The sequence below is a fragment of the Herbaspirillum sp. YR522 genome (assembly GCF_000282575.1).
Taxonomy (GTDB): domain Bacteria; phylum Pseudomonadota; class Gammaproteobacteria; order Burkholderiales; family Burkholderiaceae_D; genus Herbaspirillum.
Map to the genome: position 1 here is coordinate 1 of NZ_AKJA01000059.1, position 20962 is coordinate 20962.

Sequence of the window (20962 nt, forward strand, 5' to 3'; positions counted from 1 at the left end):
GCGGCCGCCGCCAGCGGCGCCTCCATCGGAAACAGGTGGCCACCGGGGACCTGCAGGAAATGCCCACGCACCAGGCGCCGCGTGGCGCCCAGCCCGGCCATGCGGCACTCGACCGAGTCGCTGCCGCCGATGAACCCGACCGGCACCGGGAACGGCCGCGTGCTCAGTCGCCCCAGGTGGTGCGGGATGGTGCGATAGACCTGGGTCTCGGCCTCGCGGGTGAAGCGCAGGCGCACGCCGCCCTGGCCGCTGGCCTCCACGCCGTGTTCGACATAGTCGCGCAGGACCCGCTGCGGCCAGGCCGCGAACAAGGCCTTGGCCGCGTAGTGCTGGTAAGCGCTTTCGATATCCGGCCAGGCGTTGCGGCGGCGCGCCGAAGCCAGCGCCGGCGAGCGGCGGCCATCGATGCGCAGCAGCTTGGCCAGGCGCAGCGCCGAGGCCCGCCAGCCCGCCACGATCGGCGAATCCAGCAGTACCACGCAACGCGCCAGCTCCGGACGCTGGCGCGCCGCCATCAGGGCCAGGATGCCGCCCATCGAATGCCCCACCAGGATCACCGGCGCCGGGTAGTTGCGCTCCAGTTCATCGACCAGCTCGCAGGCCAGGCGGCGCCAGCCGTCATCGACCGGAAAACGCGGATTGTGCGCATGCAGTGGCAGCGCCCGCACGTCGTAATGCTGGCGCAGTTGTTCGAACAACATGCCGTAGGTCCCGGCGGGATAGCTGTTGGCATGGGCAAAATGAAGGATGGGCAGCGACATTGATCAGGCTATCGGGGCGAATTGACCGGCAGGCGGCAATGCCGGCCAGCATAGCAAAACGGCAAGCGTCGCGAGCGTGCTATTTTCTCGTATCGCGACATGCCCGCTTCAGCGGTCGTACCAGTAGCGGGCGTGCTCCTGGCGATATTCCTGTGCCACCAGCTGGTCGCCAAAATCGAGCGTGATCGCACCCGACTGGTCGGTACGCAGGGTGCGTATGCCCAGGGCCCGATAGCGGGCATCGATCTCGGGACGCGGGTGGCCGAAGCGATTGCGATAGCCCACCTGGAACAACGCCAGCTCGGGGTGCACGGCGCGCAGGAAGGGCTCGGTCGACGAGGTGGTGCTGCCGTGATGCGGTGCCAGCAGCACCGTGGCGCGCAATTGATCGGCGCCGGGCCCCTCGACCAGGTGCTGTTCCTGCAAGGCCTCGATATCACCGGCCAGCAGGATCGCCTGGCGACCGATCTGCACCTTCAATACGCAGCTGCGGGCATTGGGCTTCCATTTGTCGCTCTCGTAGCTCTGCGCGGTCGGGTGCAGCATGGTGAACCCGATGCCATCCCAGTTCCATGACTGCCCGGCCGCGCAGCGCTGGTGCCGGGGCGATGCCCGCACGATCGGGTGCGCCTCGGGCAACGACGAGTAGACGCTGTCGACCCCTACCCCGCCCAGCAACGACAGCGCCCCGCCCGAGTGATCGATATCGCTGTGCGAAATCACCACGCGGTCGAGCCGTTCGATGCCGCGCGCACGCAGGTAAGGCAGGATCACCCGCGAGGCGCCATCGGAATGGGTGCCATAGGCCGGGCCGGTGTCGTAGAGCAGGCGATGGTCGGGTGTTTCCACCAGCAGCGCCATGCCTTGCCCGATGTCGAAGGCAGTCACCCGCAGGGTGCCGTCGGCCGGCGCGGTGGCCGGGTTGAGCACCAGCGGCAGCCAGCCGAACCATCCCAGCCAGCGGGCCGGCCAACCGCGCGGCGCCAGTATGAGCGCAGTGCCGCCGGCGGCCATGAGGAACATCCACCAGCTAGGCAGCGGCGCGCGCCAGACGGCAAAGGGCCATTGGTCGAGCCACTGCAGGAACCCGGCAAGCCACGCCAGCAGCTCGTGCGGCACCTGCAACACCCATTGGGCAGCCCATGCCGGCAGCACGCTGCCCAACAGGGACAACGGCGTGATCACCAGGCCTACCAGCGGAATGGCCACCGCGTTGGCGACCGGACTGACCAGCGAATATTGCCCGAACAACAGCATCGTCAATGGCACCAGTCCCAGCGTGACCAGGTACTGGGCGCGTGCGCCGGTCTTGATGGCCAGCCACAGTTTTTGCCACCAACGGGCGCTGGCGGCGGCGGCCATCGCATGATGCGGGCGCATGCGCCCCACGGTGCCATACAACAGCAGCGCCACGGCGCCGAACGACAGCCAGAAGCCCGGCCATAGAACCGCCCAGGGGTCCAGCAGCAAGACCGCCCCCAGCGCCAGGCACAACACCAGCGAAACACGCACGAAGCGCCCGCTCCAGAAGGCCACGCCCAGCACCAGCAGCATATAGAAGGTACGCTGCGCCGGCACCTCGAAGCCGGCCAGCAGCACATACAGGAACGCCGTGCCGACGCCGGCGATCACGGCCACCTTTTGCGCCGGCATCAACAGCGGCAAGCGCATGCCGGCCACCCGCGAGCGCCGCCACGCCCAGCTGGCCAGCCCGCCGGCCAGGCCCGCCAGCATGGTGATATGCAAACCCGATATCGCCATCAGGTGGCCAATGCCGGTGCGCTGGAACACGCCCCAGTCGGCCTGGCTGATGCCGCGCTGGTCGCCCATCACCAGCGCCGCCACCACCGGCGCATAGGGCTGGCCGGACAACGCCGCCATGATGCGGTCGCGCAGCCAGCCACGCGCCAGTTCGATGGCGTGCGACGGGCTCCAGACGAAGGCGTCCAGGCGATGGTTGCCGGTGCCGGGGCCGCTGCCGGTGGCATCCACCACGTAACCGGTGGCGCGCACGTCGTCCTGCAACAGCCACACCTCGTAGTCGAAACCGTCAGGGTTGGCGTGTCCGTGCGGCCGCTTCAGGCGCACCGTCAGGCGCCAGCGCGCACCGGGCCTGAGGTCGCCCGCCATCTGCCGTGCCGGCGCCGCCTGTTCGCCGTCCTCGGCCGGCGCCTGCACCCGGCGGCTGCCGTACCAGGCCAGCGCCAGCCGCGGCGGCACCTGCGGCACCACCAGGCCTTGCATCACCACCTGCTCGACGTCGAAGCGAAAGCGCACCCCCATGGCGGTGCGATCGGGCAGGTCGGCCACGGTGCCGATGACGGTGATGTCGCGCCCTTCCCAGGCCTTGGGCAGTTCCTGGTCGAGATAATAGTGGGCAAAGGCGGCGGCCCACAGGAAACCGAGCCAGGCGCCGCAGGTCAACAGCAGCGGCACGCGCAGCAGCGGTTTCCAGAACTTCCAGGCGGTGTAGCCCAACAGCGCCGCCAGTACCAGGCCGACCGCATACCACTCGATGCCGGGCAGGCTCGCCTGCGTCTGCAACAGGCCGATGCCGCAGGCAAAACCGATGATCAGGCTGCGCATCAGAGCGCCAGACCCGCACTGGCCAGGCGCGGCAGTGCCGCCAGCGCGGCGGCGGTGCTGGCGGCGGCGACCTGCTGTTGCGTCATGCCGCGCAGTTCGGCCAGCGTGTGGCCGATGCGCGGGATCTGGTCGGGCGTATTGATCTCGGGATGGCGCCATGCCGGTGCGATGTCAGGCGCGTCGGTTTCCAGCACCAGGCCAGACAACGGCAACCCGGTGGCCAGGCGCCGGATCTGCAGCGCCCGCGGGAACGTCATGGCGCCGCCGAAACCCAGGTGCAGGCCCAGCCCGAGGTAGGCCTCGGCCTGCTGGAAACTGCCATTGAAGGCGTGCGCGATGCCCCCCTGCACGCGGATGCGGCGCAGGTGCTTGAGCACGATATCCTGCGACCGACGCACATGCAGCAGCACCGGCAGGGCAAAGTCACGCGCCATCTTGAGCTGCTCGGCGAGAAACAGCTCCTGTTTCTCGCGCATGGCGGGTTCCTTCAGCTGTGGCACGAAGAAATCGAGGCCGATCTCGCCGATGCCGACGAAGCGGGGATCATCCATCGCCTGCCCGATGGCCAGCCGCAGGGCCGCCAGGTCAGACGGCTGTGCGCTGGGCACGAACAACGGATGAATGCCCAGCGCATAGACGCCATTGCCGACCTGGTGCGCCAGTTGCGCCACGGAGTCGAAATTGGAGCGGGCGATGGCCGGGATGACGATGGCGCGCACGCCAGCGGCGGCGGCCTGGTCCGCGACGGCGGCAGAACGGGCACCGAATTCACCGGCGTCGAGATGGCAATGCGTGTCGACCCACATGGATATGCGTTGAAATCAAAACCTGCGCTGGACCTGTTCAAACCTGAAGCGGCGCCGACGGGCATCGTCATCGATGCTTCTGGACGGCACCGCGCCCCGTATGCGGCAGTGTAGCGCCTAACCCGGGAGCGCGCCGCCTTAACAGTTGCAAAGACGCTCGCAAAACCGAATTCGAACGCCCGCGCGCAATAAAAAAGGACGCAGGTTGCTGCGTCCTCTCGCTGCCTGCCGGTCGCCTCAGGCCGCCTGCAGCGACTTGCCCAGGCGGCGCAGGAACTGTTCGCAGTTGGCCAACTGGTCCAGCGTCACGAACTCGTTGGGCTTGTGGGCATTGCCGATATCACCGGGGCCGCAGACGATGGTGGGAATACCGATCTGCTGGAACAGGCCGGCTTCGGTGCCGTAGGCCACCTTGCGGGTCTGGCGGTCGCCCGTGAGCGCGCGCACCAGCTCGGTCATGGCGGCCTGCTCGGCTGCCTCCAGCGCCGGGCTGCCGGCGAAGTTGTCGATCTCGATGCGGGCGTCGGCGAACTCCAGCTTCATCTTGGGCAGCAACACGTCGCGCACATAGTTGTCGATCTGGGCCTGGATGTCTTCCACCGTCATGCCCGGCAGGTTGCGGAATTCATAGGTGAATTCGCACAGCTCGGGGATGGTGTTGACCGCGATGCCGCCGCGAATCTGGTTGGTGGTCATGGTGGTGAACGGCACATCGAAGAACTGATCGTAAGGACCGTTGGCCTTGTAGGCGTCGGCGAAGTCGCGAATCGCGCAGATCAGCCGCGCCGAGTATTCGATGGCGTTGCAACCCTGGGGCGTGAGCGAGGAATGGGCCGACTTGCCGTGCACCTTGCAGGCAAATACATTGATCCCCTTGTGTGCCACCACCACGTTCATGTTGGTCGGCTCGCCCACCACGCAACCGTCGACCTTGATGCCACGACGCACGATCTCCTCGAGCATCACGGGCGCACCGATGCAGCCGATCTCCTCGTCGTACGAAAACGCCAGGTGCATCGGCTTGACCCGTGGCATGGCCAGGAACTCGGGCACCAGCGCCATGGCCGTGCCGATGAACCCCTTCATGTCACAGGTGCCGCGACCGAACAACGCGCCATCCTTTTCGGTCAGCTTGAACGGATCGGTGTCCCACTTCTGGCCGTCCACCGGCACCACGTCGGTATGACCGGACAACACGATGCCGCCCTCGGTACTGCCGGCGGCGTCACCGGCGGTCGCCGGCAGCGTGGCGAACAGGTTGGCCTTGGTCTTTTCCTTGTTGTGGGCGAACCAGGGCTTGATGCCCTGTTGTTCCAGGCTGTCGCGCAGGGTGGCGATGAGCTCGAGATTGGAGTTGCGGCTGGTGGTATCGAAGCCGACCAGCGTTTCCAGCCATTGGCGGTTATTCATGGTGTGATTGCAGTTCTACGGATAAATGAAAACGGTCCGCCCCGAAGGTACGGACGCCAGCCGCTATTATGAGGCCGATTGCGGATTGTCGCCGGCAGGTGCTGGCAGCGGCGCCGGTTCGGCCGGCGGCGGCTGGTCGGCCGCGGGGGCGGTGGGTTCGACTGCCGGCGACGGCGGCGGTGTCGACGCGCCAGCCGCGTTTGACGCAGGCGCCTTGCCGTCGACATAGACCAGCCAGGCGGCGAACTGCTGTCCCAGCGATTCGGCCACGAGCTCGAAGATCGAGCAGGTGCCGCGCGCCGGGCCCAAGATGCCACCGCGCGAACGCTCGCGCCGCACACCGGATTGCACCACCACCCCATCCTGCACCAGGTCGGCGCGCACGGTCATGGCCTTGGAGCCGCTCCAGCCGCCCCCACCGTAGCCCTCCACTGCCAGGATGGTCAGCTTCAACACCCGGCCGCCCTGCGCCTGGGCTGGGTCGGCCACCTGGGTGGCGTCCGGATAACGCTTGCGGACCGCATCGAACACCTGCTTGCCGATGGCTCCCTCGAGCGCGCACTCGTTGCGAATGTGCCCCATCACCACCACATTGTCGCCATATTGCGCCGGCACCTGCACCTGCAGCGCTTCAGCCGCCAGCAACGGTGCCGGCGACATGGCGGCCACCAGCCATGCCATCCTGGTCATGGTTCTTTTCATGCTTCCCCCGTGCAGCTCGATCAGCCGGGCTGCAAACCAAGCTCGGACAAGCGCAACAGCCGCTTGCAGCGTCCGGCCAGTTCGTTGTCATGCGTGACGATGACAAAGGCCGTACCCAGCGTGGCAGACAGCTCCATCATCAAGGCGAAGGTGCGATCGGCGGTGCCGCGGTCGAGGTTGCCGGTGGGCTCGTCGGCCAGCACGCAGGCCGGCCGCGTCACCAGCGCGCGCGCCAGCGCCACCCGTTGCCGTTCGCCGCCGGACAATTCGCCAGGCACGTGCGACACCCGCTGTTCCAGCCCGACCCGGGCCAGGATCTCGCGCGCCTGCTGCTGGGCCTGGTCGCGCTTGACGCGGCGGATCATCAGCGGCATGGCCACGTTGTCCAGGGCCGAGAATTCGGGCAGCAGATGGTGAAACTGGTAGACGAAGCCCAGCGACTGGTTGCGCAACTGGCCGCGTGCCGATTCGCCCAGGCTGGCAAAATCCTTGCCGTGCAGTTGCACCGTGCCGGTCGAAGGCGTATCGAGCCCACCCAGCAGATGCAGCAGGGTCGACTTGCCCGAGCCGGAAGCGCCGACGATGGCCACCTGCTCGCCACGCCGCACGTCGATATCGACACCCTGCAGCACCTTGACCGCGTACTTGCCCTGCGAAAAGGTCTTGCCCAGGCCGCGCGCGGCCAGCACTACCGGTTCTTGCTCGACGACATCATTCATAACGCAGGGCCTCCGCCGGTTTGACACGGGCCGCGGCCCAGCTGGGATACAAGGTTGCCAAGAACGCCAGCACCACCGCCAGCGCGCCGATGGTGGTGACGTCCGACCAGACCAGGTCGGACGGCAACTCCGAGATCACGTAGATACTCTTGGGCAGGAACTGCACATGGAAGGCGCGCTCGATGGCCGGCACCACGACATCGATATTGAGGGCCACGGCCACGCCCAGGCCGATGCCCACGCCGGTCCCGATCAGGCCCACCAGCGCGCCCTGGATCACGAAGATCTTCATGATCGAGCCCGGCGAGGCCCCCAGCGTACGCAGGATGGCAATGTCGGCCTGCTTGTCGGTGACCGTCATGACCAGGGTCGATACCAGGTTGAAGGCAGCCACCGCAATGATCAGCGCGAGGATGATGAACATCATCCGCTTCTCGGTCTTGACCGCGGCAAACCAGTTGCTGTTCTGCTGCGACCAGTCGCGCAGATACAGGTCGCCCGACAGCGTCGAAGCCAGCTGCCGGGTCACCTGCGGCGCCTCCAGCATGTCCCGGATGCGCAGCCGCACGCCGCTGGGCGCGTCCAGCCGGAACAGGGTCTCGGCGTCCTGCATCTGGATGAAGGCCAGCGATGAATCGAACTCGAAATGCCCGGCCTCGAAGATCCCGCCCACCGTGAACTGCTTCAGGCGCGGCAGCACGCCGGCCGGCGTGACCTGGCCCTGCGGCGCGATCAGCGTGACCTTGTCGCCCACCCCCACCCGCAGTCCGCGGGCGAGCTCGCTGCCCAGCACGATATTGAATTCGCCGGCCTTGAGCGAGCCGAAGCTGCCCTTGATGACCTTGCCGGCGACGTCGGACACCTTCGGCTCTTCTTCCGGCAGCACCCCGCGCACCATCACGCCACGCACGCCGTCGTCGCGCGTCATCATGGCCTGCGCCGACACGTAGGGCGCCGCGCCCAGCACTTCCTTGTTCTGGAAGGTCTGCTTGGCCACCGCCTGCCAGTCGTGCATGGAGCCGGAGGCATCGAACACCTCGATATGCGACAGCACCGACAGCATGCGGTCGCGTACTTCCTTCTGGAAGCCGTTCATGACCGACAGCACCACGATGAGCGCGGCCACGCCCAGCCCGATGCCGGCCATCGAAATGAGGGAAATGAACGAAATGAAACTGTTACGGCCGCTGCGCTTGCCAGCACGCGTGTAGCGGATGCCGACCAGCCATTCGAACGGCAGGTTTTTTATCAAACTCAAAATTGCTCCGTGATTGACCCCGAGGACGAGGCGAAGCGCGCAGTTTGCCACAGAATGCATCCGCTGCCGCGCTTGGCCACCGCCGCAATAGAGCATCAGGCGGCGTACTGGTTCACCGCTTGCAGCAAGGACTGGTTATATATACAGTGTCGTCACCGCGTATGCCAAAGTTGACCGGGCGCTAGCCAATCCTACCTACCATGTCCACCGATCTCGACATCGATCGCCGCACCGATCCATTCAGCCGCCTCAACGACCAGCAGCGCGCCGCCGTCGACCACGACGGCCGGCTGCCGCCCGAGCAGCAGCGCCCGCTGCTGATCGTCGCCGGCGCCGGCACTGGCAAGACCAATACCCTGGCACACCGGGTGGCACGCCTGATCCTGGACGGCGCCGACCCGCAGCGCCTGCTGCTGCTCACCTTTTCGCGCCGCGCCGCGGCCGACATGGGGCGGCGCGTCGGCCAGGTGCTGCGGCAGGTGCTGCAACTGGCACCCGGCGCCGCGCCGCCGGCGCTGCCCTGGTCCGGCACCTTCCACGCCATCGGCGCGCGCCTGTTGCGCGACTACGCGGTGCAGATCGGCCTGGAGCCCGATTTCACCATCCAGGACCGGGGCGATTCCGAAGACCTGATGGGCCTGTTGCGGCACGAAATGGGGCTGTCGTCGACCGACAAGCGCTTTCCGCTCAAGGGCACCTGCCTGGCGATCTATTCGCGCGCGGTCAACACCCGCACCGACCTGGGCCACGTGCTGGCCGGCCAGTTCCCGTGGTGCCGCGACTGGGAGCGCCAACTGGGCGACCTGTTCGGGCGCTACGTCGACGCCAAGGAGCAGCAGCACGTGCTCGACTACGACGACCTGCTGCTGTATTGGGCCGACCTGCTGTGCGAGCCTTCCCTGGCCCAGCACATGGGGCAGCGCTTCGACCATGTGCTGGTCGACGAATACCAGGATACCAACCGCCTGCAGGCCGATATCCTGCATCGTCTCAAGCCCGACGGCGCCGGGGTGACGGCCGTCGGCGACGATGCCCAGTCGATCTATTCCTTCCGTGGCGCCACGGTGCGCAACATCCTCGATTTCCCGTCGCTGTTCTCGCGCCGCGCCGAGGTGGTCACGCTGGAACGCAACTACCGCTCGACGCAGCCGATCCTGGCGGCGTCCAATGCGGTCATCGCCGAGGCCCCCGAACGGCACCACAAGAACCTGTGGAGCGACACGCCGTCGTCGCAGAAGCCGCAACTGGTGGTGATCCCGGACGAGGCCGAACAGGCACGCTGGATCGCCAACCGGGTGCTGGCCCATCGCGAACAGGGCCTCACGCTCAAGTCGCAGGCGGTGCTGTTTCGTACCGCTACCCATAGTGCCGCGCTGGAACTGGAACTGGTTCGGCGCAACATCCCATTCGTCAAGTTCGGCGGCCTGAAATTCCTGGAAAGCACCCACATCAAGGACCTGCTCTCGCTGCTGCGGCTGGCCCATAACCCGAACGGCCGCATGGCAGGGTTCCGGGCGCTGCAGTTGATCCCTGGCGTCGGCCCGGCCACCGCAAGAAAAGCGCTCGACGCGATGAGCACGGCCGATGACGCCGCCGATGCGCTGCTCAATTTCAGCGCCCCGTCCAGTATCGCGCTGGAGTGGCAGGCCTTCGCCGACGCCTATGCGCTGATGCGCCGCGCCGGCGCGCCGTGGCCGACCGACATCAACGTGGCGCGAGACTGGTACCTGCCGCAGCTGGAGCGCAAGTACGACGACGCGGCCGCCCGCAGCGCCGACATCGAGCAATTGGCGGCGCTGGCGGCAGGCTACGCCTCGCGCGAGAAATTCCTGACCGAACTGACGCTGGACCCGCCCGAGTCCAGCAGCGACTACTCGGCACCGCCCTATCGCGACGAGGATTACCTGACCCTGTCGACCATCCATTCCGCCAAGGGCCAGGAATGGCGCTCGGTACATGTGCTCAACGTGGTCGACGGCTGCATTCCATCCGACCTGGCCACCGGCAACGAGGCCGAGATCGCCGAAGAGCGCCGCCTGCTGTACGTGGCCATGACGCGCGCCCGCGAACACCTGCACCTGGTCGTGCCGCAGCGCTTCTACATCACCCAGCAGGCGGCCCAGGGCGACCGCCACGTCAACGCCATCCGCAGCCGCTTCATCACCCCGCGCATGCTGGCGCACTTCGACGACAGCCTGTGGTTGTCGGCCGACGTCAATGGCGCCCGCACACCGATGCCCGACAGCGTCAGGATGCTGGTACGGCAGCGCGCCAGGAGCGCCTGGAACAAACCCTGACCGCGCGAGCGGCTAAAATACCGCCCCATGAATCAACTCACCGTCCTGATCCCCTTCGCCCTGCCCCCGGCCGAGCTGGCGCGCGACCTGTTACGCCAGACCCGGGCGCCGGCGCTGGCCATGCTGCTGGGGCGCGCCAGCCAGACCGTGCCGACCCGGGCCTGCGACCCATTCTCGCGCGCACTGCCGCACGAGCACTGGCTGGCGCAGCACTTCGGCCTGGCCCGTAGCACGCCCGACAGCAGCCCGCCTGCGGCCACCACCCTGATGCGGCGCTTCGGCCATGCGCCGGCGGCCGGTCATTGGTTCGTGCTGCATCCGGCGCATATCCACGTCGCCCGCGACCATCTGGTGCTGACCGATATCGCCCAGCTGCAGCTGGAGCAGCCACAATCGCAACAGCTGTTCGATGCCGCCGCGCCACTGTTTGTCGAACTGGGCCATGAGCTGGTCTATGGCGATGCCCGCACCTGGTTCATCCGCGCCGACGCCTGGGCCGGCCTGCGGACCTCGACCCCGGCCGCGGCCAGCGGGCGCAACGTCGATATCTGGATGCCCGAAGGCCCGGGCGAGCTGGCCTGGCGCAAGCTGCAAAATGAAGTGCAGATGCAGTGGTTCACCGAGGCGATCAATGACGAGCGCGAGGCACGCGGCCAGAAGACGATCAACTCGATCTGGCTCTGGGGCGGCAGCGACGCCGCCGCGCACGCTGCACCAGGCGTGGCCAACTTTGCCCCGGGCGGCTGGCGACTGCCGCTGGGCACCGGTGCCGCCGCCGACCTGCAGCAAATCGTCGCCACCCCGGGCGCACGGCTGCTGGTGCTCGACGAGCTGGTCGAACTTGCGCTGGCCGAAGAATGGGGGCTGTGGCTGCAGCGCATGGAACAACTCGACAACGAGTGGCTCGCGCCGCTGCTCGAGACGCTGCGCGCCGGCGCCATCGACAGCCTGGAACTGGTGCTGACCGGGTCCGACCGCGTCAAGCAATCCGGCAACAGCCGTGCCGGGCTGCGCAAATTCTGGCGCAAACCCTCGCTTTCACGATTGGCAGCATGATCCGCATCGCTACCCGCCCCTATTCTGCCCAGCAGGCCGAGCAACTGATCGCCGAAGGCGTACATCCGGTGCTGGCGCGGGTATACGCCGCGCGCGGCCTGTCGAGCGCACGCGAACTGGCCAGCGAATTGCAGTCGCTGATCCCGCCCTCGGGCCTGTTGCACATCGACGCGGCCGCGCGCTACCTGGCCGACGCCATCGCCGCGCGCAAGAAACTGGTGATCGTGGCCGACTACGACTGCGACGGCGCCACCGCCTGCGCCGTGGGTCTGCGCGGCCTGGCCATGCTGGGCGCACAGGTCGACTACATCGTGCCCAATCGCTTCGAATACGGCTATGGCCTCACGCCCGAGATCGTCGAGCTGACGGTGCGCGAGAAAGCGCCCGACATCATCGTCACGGTCGACAACGGCATCGCCAGCATCGATGGCGTGGCCGAGGCCAAGCGCCGTGGCATCGACGTCGTGGTGACCGACCACCACCTGCCCGGCGACGCACTGCCCGACGCGCGCGTGATCGTCAATCCGAACCAGCCCGAATGCGGCTTCCCCAGCAAGAACCTGGCCGGCGTTGGGGTGATGTTCTATGTGCTGCTGGCGCTGCGCGCCGAGATGCGCGAGCGCGGCATCTTCGACCTGAAGAACCAGCCGCCGCTGGGCAACCTGCTCGACCTGGTGGCGCTGGGCACGGTGGCCGACGTGGTCAAGCTCGACGCCAACAACCGGATCCTGGTGGCGCAGGGCTTGAAGCGCATGCGCGCCGGCCGCATGCATCCGGGCATTGCCGCGCTGTTTCGCGCGGCCGGCCGCGAGGCCCGGCGCGCCACCCCGTTCGACCTGGGCTTCGCCGTCGGCCCGCGCCTCAACGCCGCCGGCAGGCTGGCCGACATGTCGCTGGGCATCGAATGCCTGGTCACCGATGACGAAGGACGGGCCTGGGCCATCGCCCAGCAACTCGACGCCATCAACCGTGAACGGCGCGACATCGAATCCGGCATGCAAGACACCGCGATGATCCTGCTGGACGACTTCAATCCGGCCGACCGCCGCACCATCTCGGTCTTCGATCCGTCCTGGCACCAGGGGGTGATCGGTATCGTCGCCTCGCGCCTGAAGGACAGGTTCTACCGCCCGACCATCACCTTCGCCCCCGGCGACGAGGGCTTCATCAAGGGCTCGGGGCGCTCGATCGGTGGCTTTCACCTGCGCGACGCGCTGGACCTGGTATCGAAGCATGCCCCCTCGGTCATCACCAAGTTCGGCGGGCATGCGATGGCGGCCGGCCTGACCATCCATGCCGAATCGTTCGATGCCTTCGCGCAGGCCTTCGAGGCGGTCGGACAGGACTGGCTCACGCAAAACCAGCTCGAGCGCGTCATCGAGACCGACGGCGTGCTGGAGGACGCCCACTATTCGGTGCAGTTCATCGGCGTCATGGATCAACAGGTGTGGGGACAGGGCTTCGCGCCACCGGTGTTCTGCGACACCTTCCGCGTGCTCAACCAGCGGGTGCTGAAGGAAAAGCACCTGAAACTGCTGCTGGAAAAGGATGGCCAGCGCTATGACGCCATCTGGTTCGGCCATGCCGAATCGCTGCCCGACCACGCCCGCGTGGCTTTCCGGCTGGACGCCAACGAATACAACGGCAAGACCACGGTGCAGTTGATGGTGGAACACGCCGAGGCGGCCTGAGCGGCCAGGCCGCCCGCCCCGGCGGGACTGGCGGGACTGGCGGGACAAGTGGCACAATGACGCTTGGCTGCCGGCACCATCGCAGCGGACTAATAAACCTAATATGCCGCCGATGAAGATCAAACGCTTCACCAACAGTCTCATCACGCGCCTGGCGCTGTTTGGCATCTTCGTCGTGGTCGCCAGCGCCATCGTGCGCTACAACATCCTGATCGACTTCCTCGAGTCCGACCAGAGCGAAGTGGCCGCCACCCAGCAAAGCACCATTGCCAGCTACCTGGCGCAAGACATCGGCTATCGCATCGCCGAACGGCGTGAGTACCTGGAACGGCTGGCCGAACAACTCCCGAACCAGGCCAGCGCCGATCCGCAAGCCATGCGGGTCTGGCTGCGCGAACGGCGCGATCTGCAGGGCTTGTTCGTGCAAGGCCTGTTCTATGCCGACCGCAGCGGCATGATCATCGCCGATTCGCCCGCCCTGCCCGAGCACCGGGCGCTGTCGCTGATCGGTTCGCCCGATTATGCGCGGGTGCTGGAAGGCGCCAGCGTCATCGGCGAACCGCTGCAAGGCCCGCTCTGGCCCAAGCCGGTGCTGCCGATCATGACCCCGGTGCTGGACGCCAACGGCCATGTGGCGGGGGTGCTGGGCGGGGTCACCGAACTGGATGCGCCGGGTTTCCTGGAACACCTGCAGCAAGCGCGGCTGGGGCCATCGGGCAGTTTCATGCTGGTATCGCCCACGCGCCGGCTGGTCATTGCCGCCAACGACCCGGTGCTGGTGTTCACCCCGTTACCGGCGCCCGGCGGCGACCTGCTGCTGGACCAGGCGCTGACCGGCTTTCGCGGCAATGGCGTAGGTCGTAGCGCCAATGGCGACAACGAGATCAAGGCCATCGCCAGCGTCGAAGGCACCAGCTGGTTCGTCATCGCCAGCCTGCCGCTGGCGGCGGCCCTGCCCACGGTGGACCGCATGCGCCACCTGATCGCCCGCGGCAGCCTGATACAGGCCGCCGCCATCTTCGTGATCATCGGGCTGGCCTACCTGTGGTTCTTCCGCCCGCTGCGCCGGGCAGCCGACCTGGCCGACCGCATGACCCGGGGCGAGACGCCGCTGTCGCCGTTGCCGGTGGTACGCCGCGACGAGGTCGGCCACCTGACCATGGCCTTCAATGGCTTGCTGGCACGCCTGAAGGTGCATCAGGCCGAATTGCAGCACCAGGCTCACCATGACGTGCTGACCGGCCTGCCCAACCGCATGATGCTGGCCGAGCGCATGCGCCAGGCGCTGGCGCGGGCGACCCAGCAGAATACCGGTGTCGCCCTGCTGTACCTCGACCTGGACGGCTTCAAGCCGGTCAACGACACCCTGGGCCACAAGGCCGGCGACCTGGTGCTGCAGGAAATCGCGCAGCGCCTGCGACGGGTGGCGCGCCACGGCGACACGCTGGCGCGCCTGGGTGGCGACGAATTCGTGCTGCTGGCGGCCGACCTGGCCGCCCCGTTGGAGGAAGGCGCCCGGGTACTGGCAGAGAAATGCATACGGGTGGTATCAGAACCGGTGCTGCTGGCGCAGGGCGAATTCAGCCTGGGGGTTTCGGTAGGCGTTGCCTTATGCGATGGCCGCTGCGACGCCGACACCCTGCTGCAGGCAGCCGACCGCGCCATGTATGCCGCCAAGGCGCAAGGCCGCGGGTGCCATGTGATCGCGTCCCAGGCCATGGGCTGCGACCATCTCAGCGCACCGGCAGGAACTGCAGGAAAGAACCGCCCAGCAGGTTCTGCACATAACTGATCCCGGCCCGGCGGTATTTTTCGGTGCTGACCTGGGCCATCAGGTCGAGGCGCCCGACGATCTTGCCGAACTCGCGCTCGAAGCTGAGGTTGCGCACATCGCTGCCGATCTCGTCGGACAGCAGCAGCGGCGCGCCGTTGGCAGTGCGCCGGCTGGACAGGATCCAGGCGCCGATCTCGACATTGCGGGCCGCGTTATAGAGGTGCTGCGCGTCCAGGCCATCGATGAGGAAGAACTCGATCTTGTTGCCGTGGGCGACGATGATCATGTCGGCCGTGGCGGCGATGAAGGCAGCCACCCGATCGCCCTTGAACCCGGCATCGAGCGCGGCGGCCATGGCGGCAATATCGCGCTTGCCCTGCAATTCGGGCCAGGCCTGGCGCAATTCGACGGCTTCGCGCACACGGCGCACCGCCTCTTCGCGGCTGGCGGCGGTCTTCTTCCATTCAGCGGGATTGCGCCGATAGAGCTTGTCCATCAGCAGGTACAGGGCGTCGAGGTTGGCGCGCATGGCCAGCGTGGTCATGCGGTTGGTATCGGACTGGCCCATCTCGCGCGAGCTGGCGCCGGCGCCCCGCACCTCGCCATGCGGCGCCGGCGGGCTGGCGCAGGCCGCCAGCAAGGCAACGCCGATCAGGATAAGGGGCAGTGATTGGGTATGGGTTGTCATCGGCAGGCAAGAGAGCAAGCTGATAGGACCGATCCTAGCAGATTGCGTTCGTTGCCCCCCGTCCAACAGCCTCGGGCGATCCGATGGCAGGATCGTGCCTAGCCCAGCGCCACTCCGGTCAGGTAGCCCACGGTGGCGCCGAAGCGGTCCTTGTAGTTGGCCCGCACCAGTGGATCGAGCCGGTCCCTGACCTTGTCGTGCAAACCCTTCTCCCAGTCGCCGGCGTGCTGGAAGTTGCTCATCACGTAGGTCCAGCCGTTGATCTCGTCGACCGCATGCAGGCCGGTCGATTCGGCGCCCGCCGGGCACGACAGGATGCGGGTCAGCGTGCGCGTGTCGACGTGATAGGCCCACAGGAAGTTATTGACGTGCATCCCGCTGTCTTCACCGATGAACAGCGTGCGCAGTTTCTCGGAAAACTTGATGTTGTCCGGATTGGCGATGCGATCCTGCGCGGCCAGGTTGCCCAGGGCGTCAGGGGTCTTCAGGTCGACGCCGACCAGTTCGGCCGGCGGCGCCATATCGATCGGCACCCATTGGCTGGCCATCGCCTCGCCGCTCACGTCGCGCTGGCCGCCGCGCAGGTTCAACGCATACACGGCGCCGGATTTCGGGCCCTGCACCTTGATGTGGCCGGAGCCGTCCAGCATCGAGGTCTGGATATAGGACATGGCCGAATAGGCGATCTTGTCGCGGGTATTGACGGTGGTGCCTTCCATCTTGGTAAATCCCAGGCTGCCACCGGCCAATGCCGCATAGCGGTGGGTTTCCAGGAACGCGGCCGCCTTCTGCATGCCAGGCTTGACGCGCACCCAGTTGAACTTGCCGTTGAACGGGATCTTGCTGAAGGAGCCGTCGCCCGGATCGGTGGTGCGGATGTCCATGATGTCGGAGGCCCTGTAGCGCTCGGCCATGGCGCGCACTTCGTCGCTGCTGGCCGAACCCAGCTTGATCCAGTCCAGGCGGCCGGCGCCCGGGCCGATATCGGACGTCTGCTGCCAGCGTGCCACATACAAGCTGCCCGACGACAGGTCGGCGGCACGGTCGGCCACGAACATGAACAGGCCACCGTTGGTGGCGTCGTCGCCCATCAGCACCGTGCGCTGGTCGGGCATCACCTGCACCAGTTCGTGCGAGATGCGGCCCAGGCAGTAATGCTTCTTGATCGAGCCGGTGCCATCGGGGTTGACCGTGACTTCGGGCAGATGGCCGTAGTGATACGGGTTGGCGCGATTCTCGTCGCCATACAGGTTGCGCGAAAAAGCCTTGAATTGCGGGTTGCCGGCAATGGCCGAGGCGTCCGGCTCGTACTCTTCGCTCGACAGGTGGGTATTCCAGGGCGACAGGCTGGCGCCACAGGTGATCCACAGGCCATGCACCTGCGAGGTGTCGACGTTATGGTATTTCACCAGCGACAACTTGCCGCTATTGGGCTCCTGGTCCAGCGTCAGCACCGCGATGGGCGACGGCAGCTGGCCATACATTGCCGCCTGCTTCTGGTCGCGCGTGGTGTATTCGAATTGCACCACGGCAAATACAGTATTGCCCTTCACGCCGGGCACCTTGGCATCCCTGATGCTCAGCAGGGACGAGCCGTCCGGACAATCCGAAAAGAACTGGCGCTCGCGGCCCGGCAACGAACGATCGATGATGGGCTGTCCCTTGATGTCGACATAGCCGCCGGCCAGCAATGTGCCGCCATGGCCGTCCGGTACCATGTCGCCGGTCATGAAGAAGGGCTGGTAGGCCAACTGATAGGTCTGCCTGGTGCCATCGGTAAAGCTCACTTCCAGCGCCGAGCCCACAGTGGTGCTGGCCATTGCCGCCGGATCGGCCAGGGTGGGTGCGGCCATGCCTGTGAAACGGGCCGCGGCGAACGCCTTGCCGGTGCCCGGCGTGGCGCAGGCCGACAGCAGCGCCGCGGCGCCCCCACCCAGCGGCAGCAACGGCGCTGCGGCAAGCGCCTTGAGCAGGCTGCGGCGGCCGCCTTGCGGCAGGTCGGGCGATTGGATGGCGTGTGGCTGGGGCTGTCTCATCAGTTTTCTCCGTGTCAACATCGTCAGTGTTTTGTCAGTGATGCAAAGCGCAGCGATGGTATCGGCCCAACATGACAGGCTTGTGACGGCATCCCCACAAATGGATCACTGCCTGGTGCCTCTTGTATAATGCGAGGTTTGACCGAAAAAGAAATCATCATGGAAGCCGAACGCCTCAATTCCCTCCAAGCCCTGCTCGACGACCTGGCGCTGCGCGCCACCGAGCTACGGAGGTATCTTTGACTTCGATGTGAAGTCCGAGAAACTCGAGCAAGTCAATGCCGAACTGGAAGACCCGAATGTCTGGAACGACCAGAAACGGGCCCAGGACCTGGGCAAGGAAAAGAAATCACTGGAAGCCATCGTCCATACGCTGATCAAGATCGACAGCGAGCTGGGCGACGCTCGCGACCTGTTCGACATGGCTCGCGAAGAGAAGGACGACGACACCCTGGTGGCCATCGAGGGCGATGCCGACACGCTCAGGAAGCTGGTCGAGGAAATGGAATTCCGCCGCATGTTCAGCGGCCAGATGGACGCCAACAACTGCTTCATCGACATCCAGGCCGGTGCCGGCGGCACCGAAGCCCAGGACTGGGCTTCGATGCTGCTGCGCCAATACCTGCGCTATTGCGAGCGCAAGGGCTTCAAGGCCGAGATCCTGGAACAGTCCGACGGCGAAGTGGCCGGCATCAAGACCGCCACCATCAAGGTCGAGGGCGATTACGCCTATGGCTTCCTGCGTACCGAAACGGGCGTGCACCGGCTGGTGCGCAAGTCGCCCTTCGATTCGTCCAACGGCCGCCACACCTCGTTCTCGAGCCTGTTCGTCTACCCCGAGGTGGATGAATCGTTCGACATCGAGATCAACCCGGCCGATGTGCGGGTCGATACCTATCGCGCCTCCGGCGCCGGCGGCCAGCACATCAACAAGACCGACTCGGCGGTGCGCCTGACGCATGCCCCGAGCGGTATCGTGGTGCAATGCCAGAACGACCGCAGCCAGCACCGCAATCGTGCCGAAGCATGGGAAATGCTCAAGTCGAAGCTGTTCGAGCTCGAACTGCGCAAGCGCATGAGCGAACAGCAGAAGCTGGAAGACTCCAAGACCGACGTCGGCTGGGGCCACCAGATCCGCTCCTATGTGCTGGACCAGTCCCGCATCAAGGACTTGCGTACCAACTTCGAAACCGGCAACACCAAGGCAGTACTGGACGGCGACATCGATGACTTCATCGCCGCCTCGCTCAAACAGGGCGTTTGATGTCTCACGTCTGATGCTCGATGCATGCCGGGCCGCGACCGGCCCGGCATGCCAGACTGACCGTTCAACTTCACCGAACTCCACCATGACCACCGAAAACAACAATGCCGCCGCCCCGGTTGCCGCCGACGAAAACAGCATCATCGCCGAGCGCCGCGCCAAGCTGGCCGCGATCCGCGCCCAGGGCGTGGCCTTCCCCAACGATTTCCGCCCGACCCACAAGGCGGCCGACCTGCGCGCCCGGTACGACGCGCTGGAGAACGAAGAACTCGAAGCCCAGGCCGTGACCGTCACCGTTGCTGGCCGCATGATGTTGAAGCGGGTCATGGGCAAGGCAGCCTTTGCCACGCTGCAGGACGCATCGGGCGCGCGCGCCGACGGCCGCATCCAGTTATATGTGACGCGCGACGTCACCGGCGAAGAAGCCATGGCTGCCTTCAAGCACTACGACCTGGGCGATATCCTGGGCGCCGAAGGCACCCTGTTCAAGACCAAGACCGGCGAGTTGTCGATCAAGGTCACCGCGCTCAAGCTGATCACCAAGTCGCTGCGCCCCTTGCCCGACAAGTTCCACGGCCTGGCCGACCAGGAAATGAAGTATCGCCAGCGCTACGTCGACCTGATCGTCAGCGAAGACACCCGTAGCACCTTCAAGGCGCGTACTGCCGCCATGTCGTCGATTCGCCGTTTCATGGAAACCAATGGTTTCATGGAAGTCGAGACGCCGATGCTGCACCCGATCCCCGGCGGCGCCGCCGCCAAGCCGTTCATTACCCACCACAACGCGCTGGACATGCAGATGTTCATGCGCATCGCCCCCGAGCTGTACCTCAAGCGGCTGGTGGTCGGGGGCTTCGAGCGCGTCTTCGAGGTCAACCGCAACTTCCGCAACGAAGGGGTCTCGCCGCGTCACAATCCTGAATTCACGATGATGGAGTTCTATGCCGCCTATGTGGATTACCAATGGCTCATGGGCTTTACCGAGCAGGTGATCCGCCAGGCCGCCATCGACGCCCACGGCACTGCCGTGCTGACCTACCAGGGCCGCGAACTGGACCTGTCCAAGCCGTTCGATCGCCTGACCATTACCGGCGCCATCGTCAAGTACGCGCCGCAATACAACGAAGCGCAACTGGCCGACATCGACTTCGTGCGCGCCGAACTGAAGAAATTCGGCGTCAAGGTCGACCAGGCGCCGCTGGCAACCGTGGGCCTGGGTGCCTTGCAACTGGCGCTGTTCGAGGAAACCGCCGAGTCGCAACTGTGGAACCCGACCTACATCATCGATTACCCGGTCGAAGTCTCGCCGCTGGCGCGTGCCTCGGACACGGTGGCCGGCATCACCGAGCGCTTCGAGCTGTTCATCACCGGCCGCGAGATCGCCAATGGCTTCTCGGAACTGAACGACGCCGAAGACCAGGCCGCCCGCTTCCAGGCACAGGTCGCCGCCAAGGACGCCGGTGACGAGGAAGCCATGTATTTCGACGCCGACTACATCCGCGCGCTCGAATACGGCATGCCCCCGGCCGGTGGCTGCGGCATTGGCATCGATCGCCTGATGATGCTGATCACCGATTCGCCCAACATCCGCGACGTGATCCTGTTCCCGCACCTGCGTCGGGAAGACTGACAATATCAGTTTGACAACATAAAAAGGCCTGGCATGTTCCAGGCCTTTTTTATTGGCTGTTGCATCGAAAGCCGCCACCAGACTGCCTGTGGCGTACTAACAAGTTCTTACAACTGACACAGCTTCGGGATTTTTTTTGGGCTTTCGGCACTCCATAATCACTCCGACACTAACAACCCTAAACAACAACGGAGGCCATCATCATGGACACCACCAATACCGAAGTCGCCAAGACATCATCCCCCTCTTCCAATCGCCTGCATCCATTGGTGGCAGGCGCCGCC

General features: G+C 66.0%; 15 protein-coding genes. 6 read left to right on the forward strand and 9 right to left on the reverse strand.

Annotated features, from left to right (window positions below; all coding sequences use genetic code 11):
- The 7 genes from PMI40_RS09735 to PMI40_RS09765 all read right to left on the reverse strand — a co-directional run.
- Positions 1-761 (reverse strand): alpha/beta fold hydrolase (locus tag PMI40_RS09735; protein WP_008114653.1); only part of this gene is annotated, 761 nt, incomplete at its 3' end.
- Positions 762-869: 108 nt separating this feature from the next.
- Positions 870-3347: a DNA internalization-related competence protein ComEC/Rec2 gene (locus PMI40_RS09740; protein ID WP_008114655.1), complete on the reverse strand. Its 2478-nt coding sequence runs from the start codon at positions 3345-3347 to the stop codon at positions 870-872.
- Positions 3347-4153 carry a TatD family hydrolase gene (locus PMI40_RS09745; RefSeq protein WP_008114657.1) on the reverse strand — a complete coding sequence of 269 codons (807 nt, stop codon included), beginning with the start codon at positions 4151-4153 and terminating at the stop codon, positions 3347-3349. Before PMI40_RS09745 ends, PMI40_RS09740 begins: the two co-directional genes overlap by 1 nt.
- A 237-nt stretch (positions 4154-4390) precedes the next feature.
- Positions 4391-5563, reverse strand: coding sequence for an acetylornithine deacetylase (gene argE / locus PMI40_RS09750; RefSeq protein ID WP_008114658.1), 1173 nt, complete (start codon positions 5561-5563; stop codon positions 4391-4393).
- Between the two features lie 66 nt (positions 5564-5629).
- Positions 5630-6253, reverse strand: coding sequence for a hypothetical protein (locus PMI40_RS09755; protein WP_157221486.1), 624 nt, complete (start codon positions 6251-6253; stop codon positions 5630-5632).
- Between the two features lie 32 nt (positions 6254-6285).
- Complete coding sequence (lolD, locus tag PMI40_RS09760; RefSeq protein ID WP_008114663.1) at positions 6286-6984, reverse strand: lipoprotein-releasing ABC transporter ATP-binding protein LolD; 699 nt, start codon at positions 6982-6984, stop codon at positions 6286-6288.
- Positions 6977-8242, reverse strand: coding sequence for a lipoprotein-releasing ABC transporter permease subunit (locus PMI40_RS09765; protein ID WP_008114665.1), 1266 nt, complete (start codon positions 8240-8242; stop codon positions 6977-6979). The genes lolD and PMI40_RS09765 overlap by 8 nt, the downstream gene beginning before the upstream one ends.
- 200 nt (positions 8243-8442) lie before the next feature.
- Between PMI40_RS09765 and PMI40_RS09770 the strand changes: the two genes are divergently transcribed.
- From PMI40_RS09770 to PMI40_RS09785, 4 genes are all read left to right on the forward strand, one after another.
- Complete coding sequence (locus PMI40_RS09770) at positions 8443-10539, forward strand: ATP-dependent helicase (RefSeq protein ID WP_008114668.1); 2097 nt, start codon at positions 8443-8445, stop codon at positions 10537-10539.
- Between the two features lie 27 nt (positions 10540-10566).
- On the forward strand, positions 10567-11595 hold the full coding sequence (locus PMI40_RS09775; RefSeq protein WP_008114670.1) for a hypothetical protein: 1029 nt from the start codon (positions 10567-10569) through the stop codon (positions 11593-11595).
- The gene (recJ, locus tag PMI40_RS09780) at positions 11592-13286 is read left to right on the forward strand and encodes a single-stranded-DNA-specific exonuclease RecJ (protein WP_008114673.1); all 1695 of its coding nucleotides are present in this window, start codon (positions 11592-11594) and stop codon (positions 13284-13286) included. Before PMI40_RS09775 ends, recJ begins: the two co-directional genes overlap by 4 nt.
- 112 nt (positions 13287-13398) lie before the next feature.
- Positions 13399-15078 carry a diguanylate cyclase domain-containing protein gene (locus PMI40_RS09785; RefSeq protein WP_008114674.1) on the forward strand — a complete coding sequence of 560 codons (1680 nt, stop codon included), beginning with the start codon at positions 13399-13401 and terminating at the stop codon, positions 15076-15078.
- Here the strand turns inward: PMI40_RS09785 and PMI40_RS09790 are convergent.
- Positions 15020-15748 carry a hypothetical protein gene (locus PMI40_RS09790; protein WP_008114676.1) on the reverse strand — a complete coding sequence of 243 codons (729 nt, stop codon included), beginning with the start codon at positions 15746-15748 and terminating at the stop codon, positions 15020-15022. The genes PMI40_RS09785 and PMI40_RS09790 overlap by 59 nt on opposite strands.
- Positions 15749-15846: 98 nt before the next feature.
- Complete coding sequence (locus PMI40_RS09795) at positions 15847-17784, reverse strand: PhoX family phosphatase (protein WP_008114678.1); 1938 nt, start codon at positions 17782-17784, stop codon at positions 15847-15849.
- Positions 17785-17943: 159 nt separating this feature from the next.
- Between PMI40_RS09795 and prfB the strand changes: the two genes are divergently transcribed.
- A protein-coding gene (gene prfB, locus PMI40_RS09805; RefSeq protein WP_157221487.1) for a peptide chain release factor 2 occupies positions 17944-19048 on the forward strand; the annotation gives its coding sequence in 2 pieces (ribosomal slippage) (positions 17944-18024 and positions 18026-19048; 1104 coding nt in all).
- A gap of 85 nt (positions 19049-19133) precedes the next feature.
- Positions 19134-20678: a lysine--tRNA ligase gene (lysS, locus tag PMI40_RS09810; RefSeq protein ID WP_008114683.1), complete on the forward strand. Its 1545-nt coding sequence runs from the start codon at positions 19134-19136 to the stop codon at positions 20676-20678.
- Positions 20679-20962: the final 284 nt, after the last annotated feature.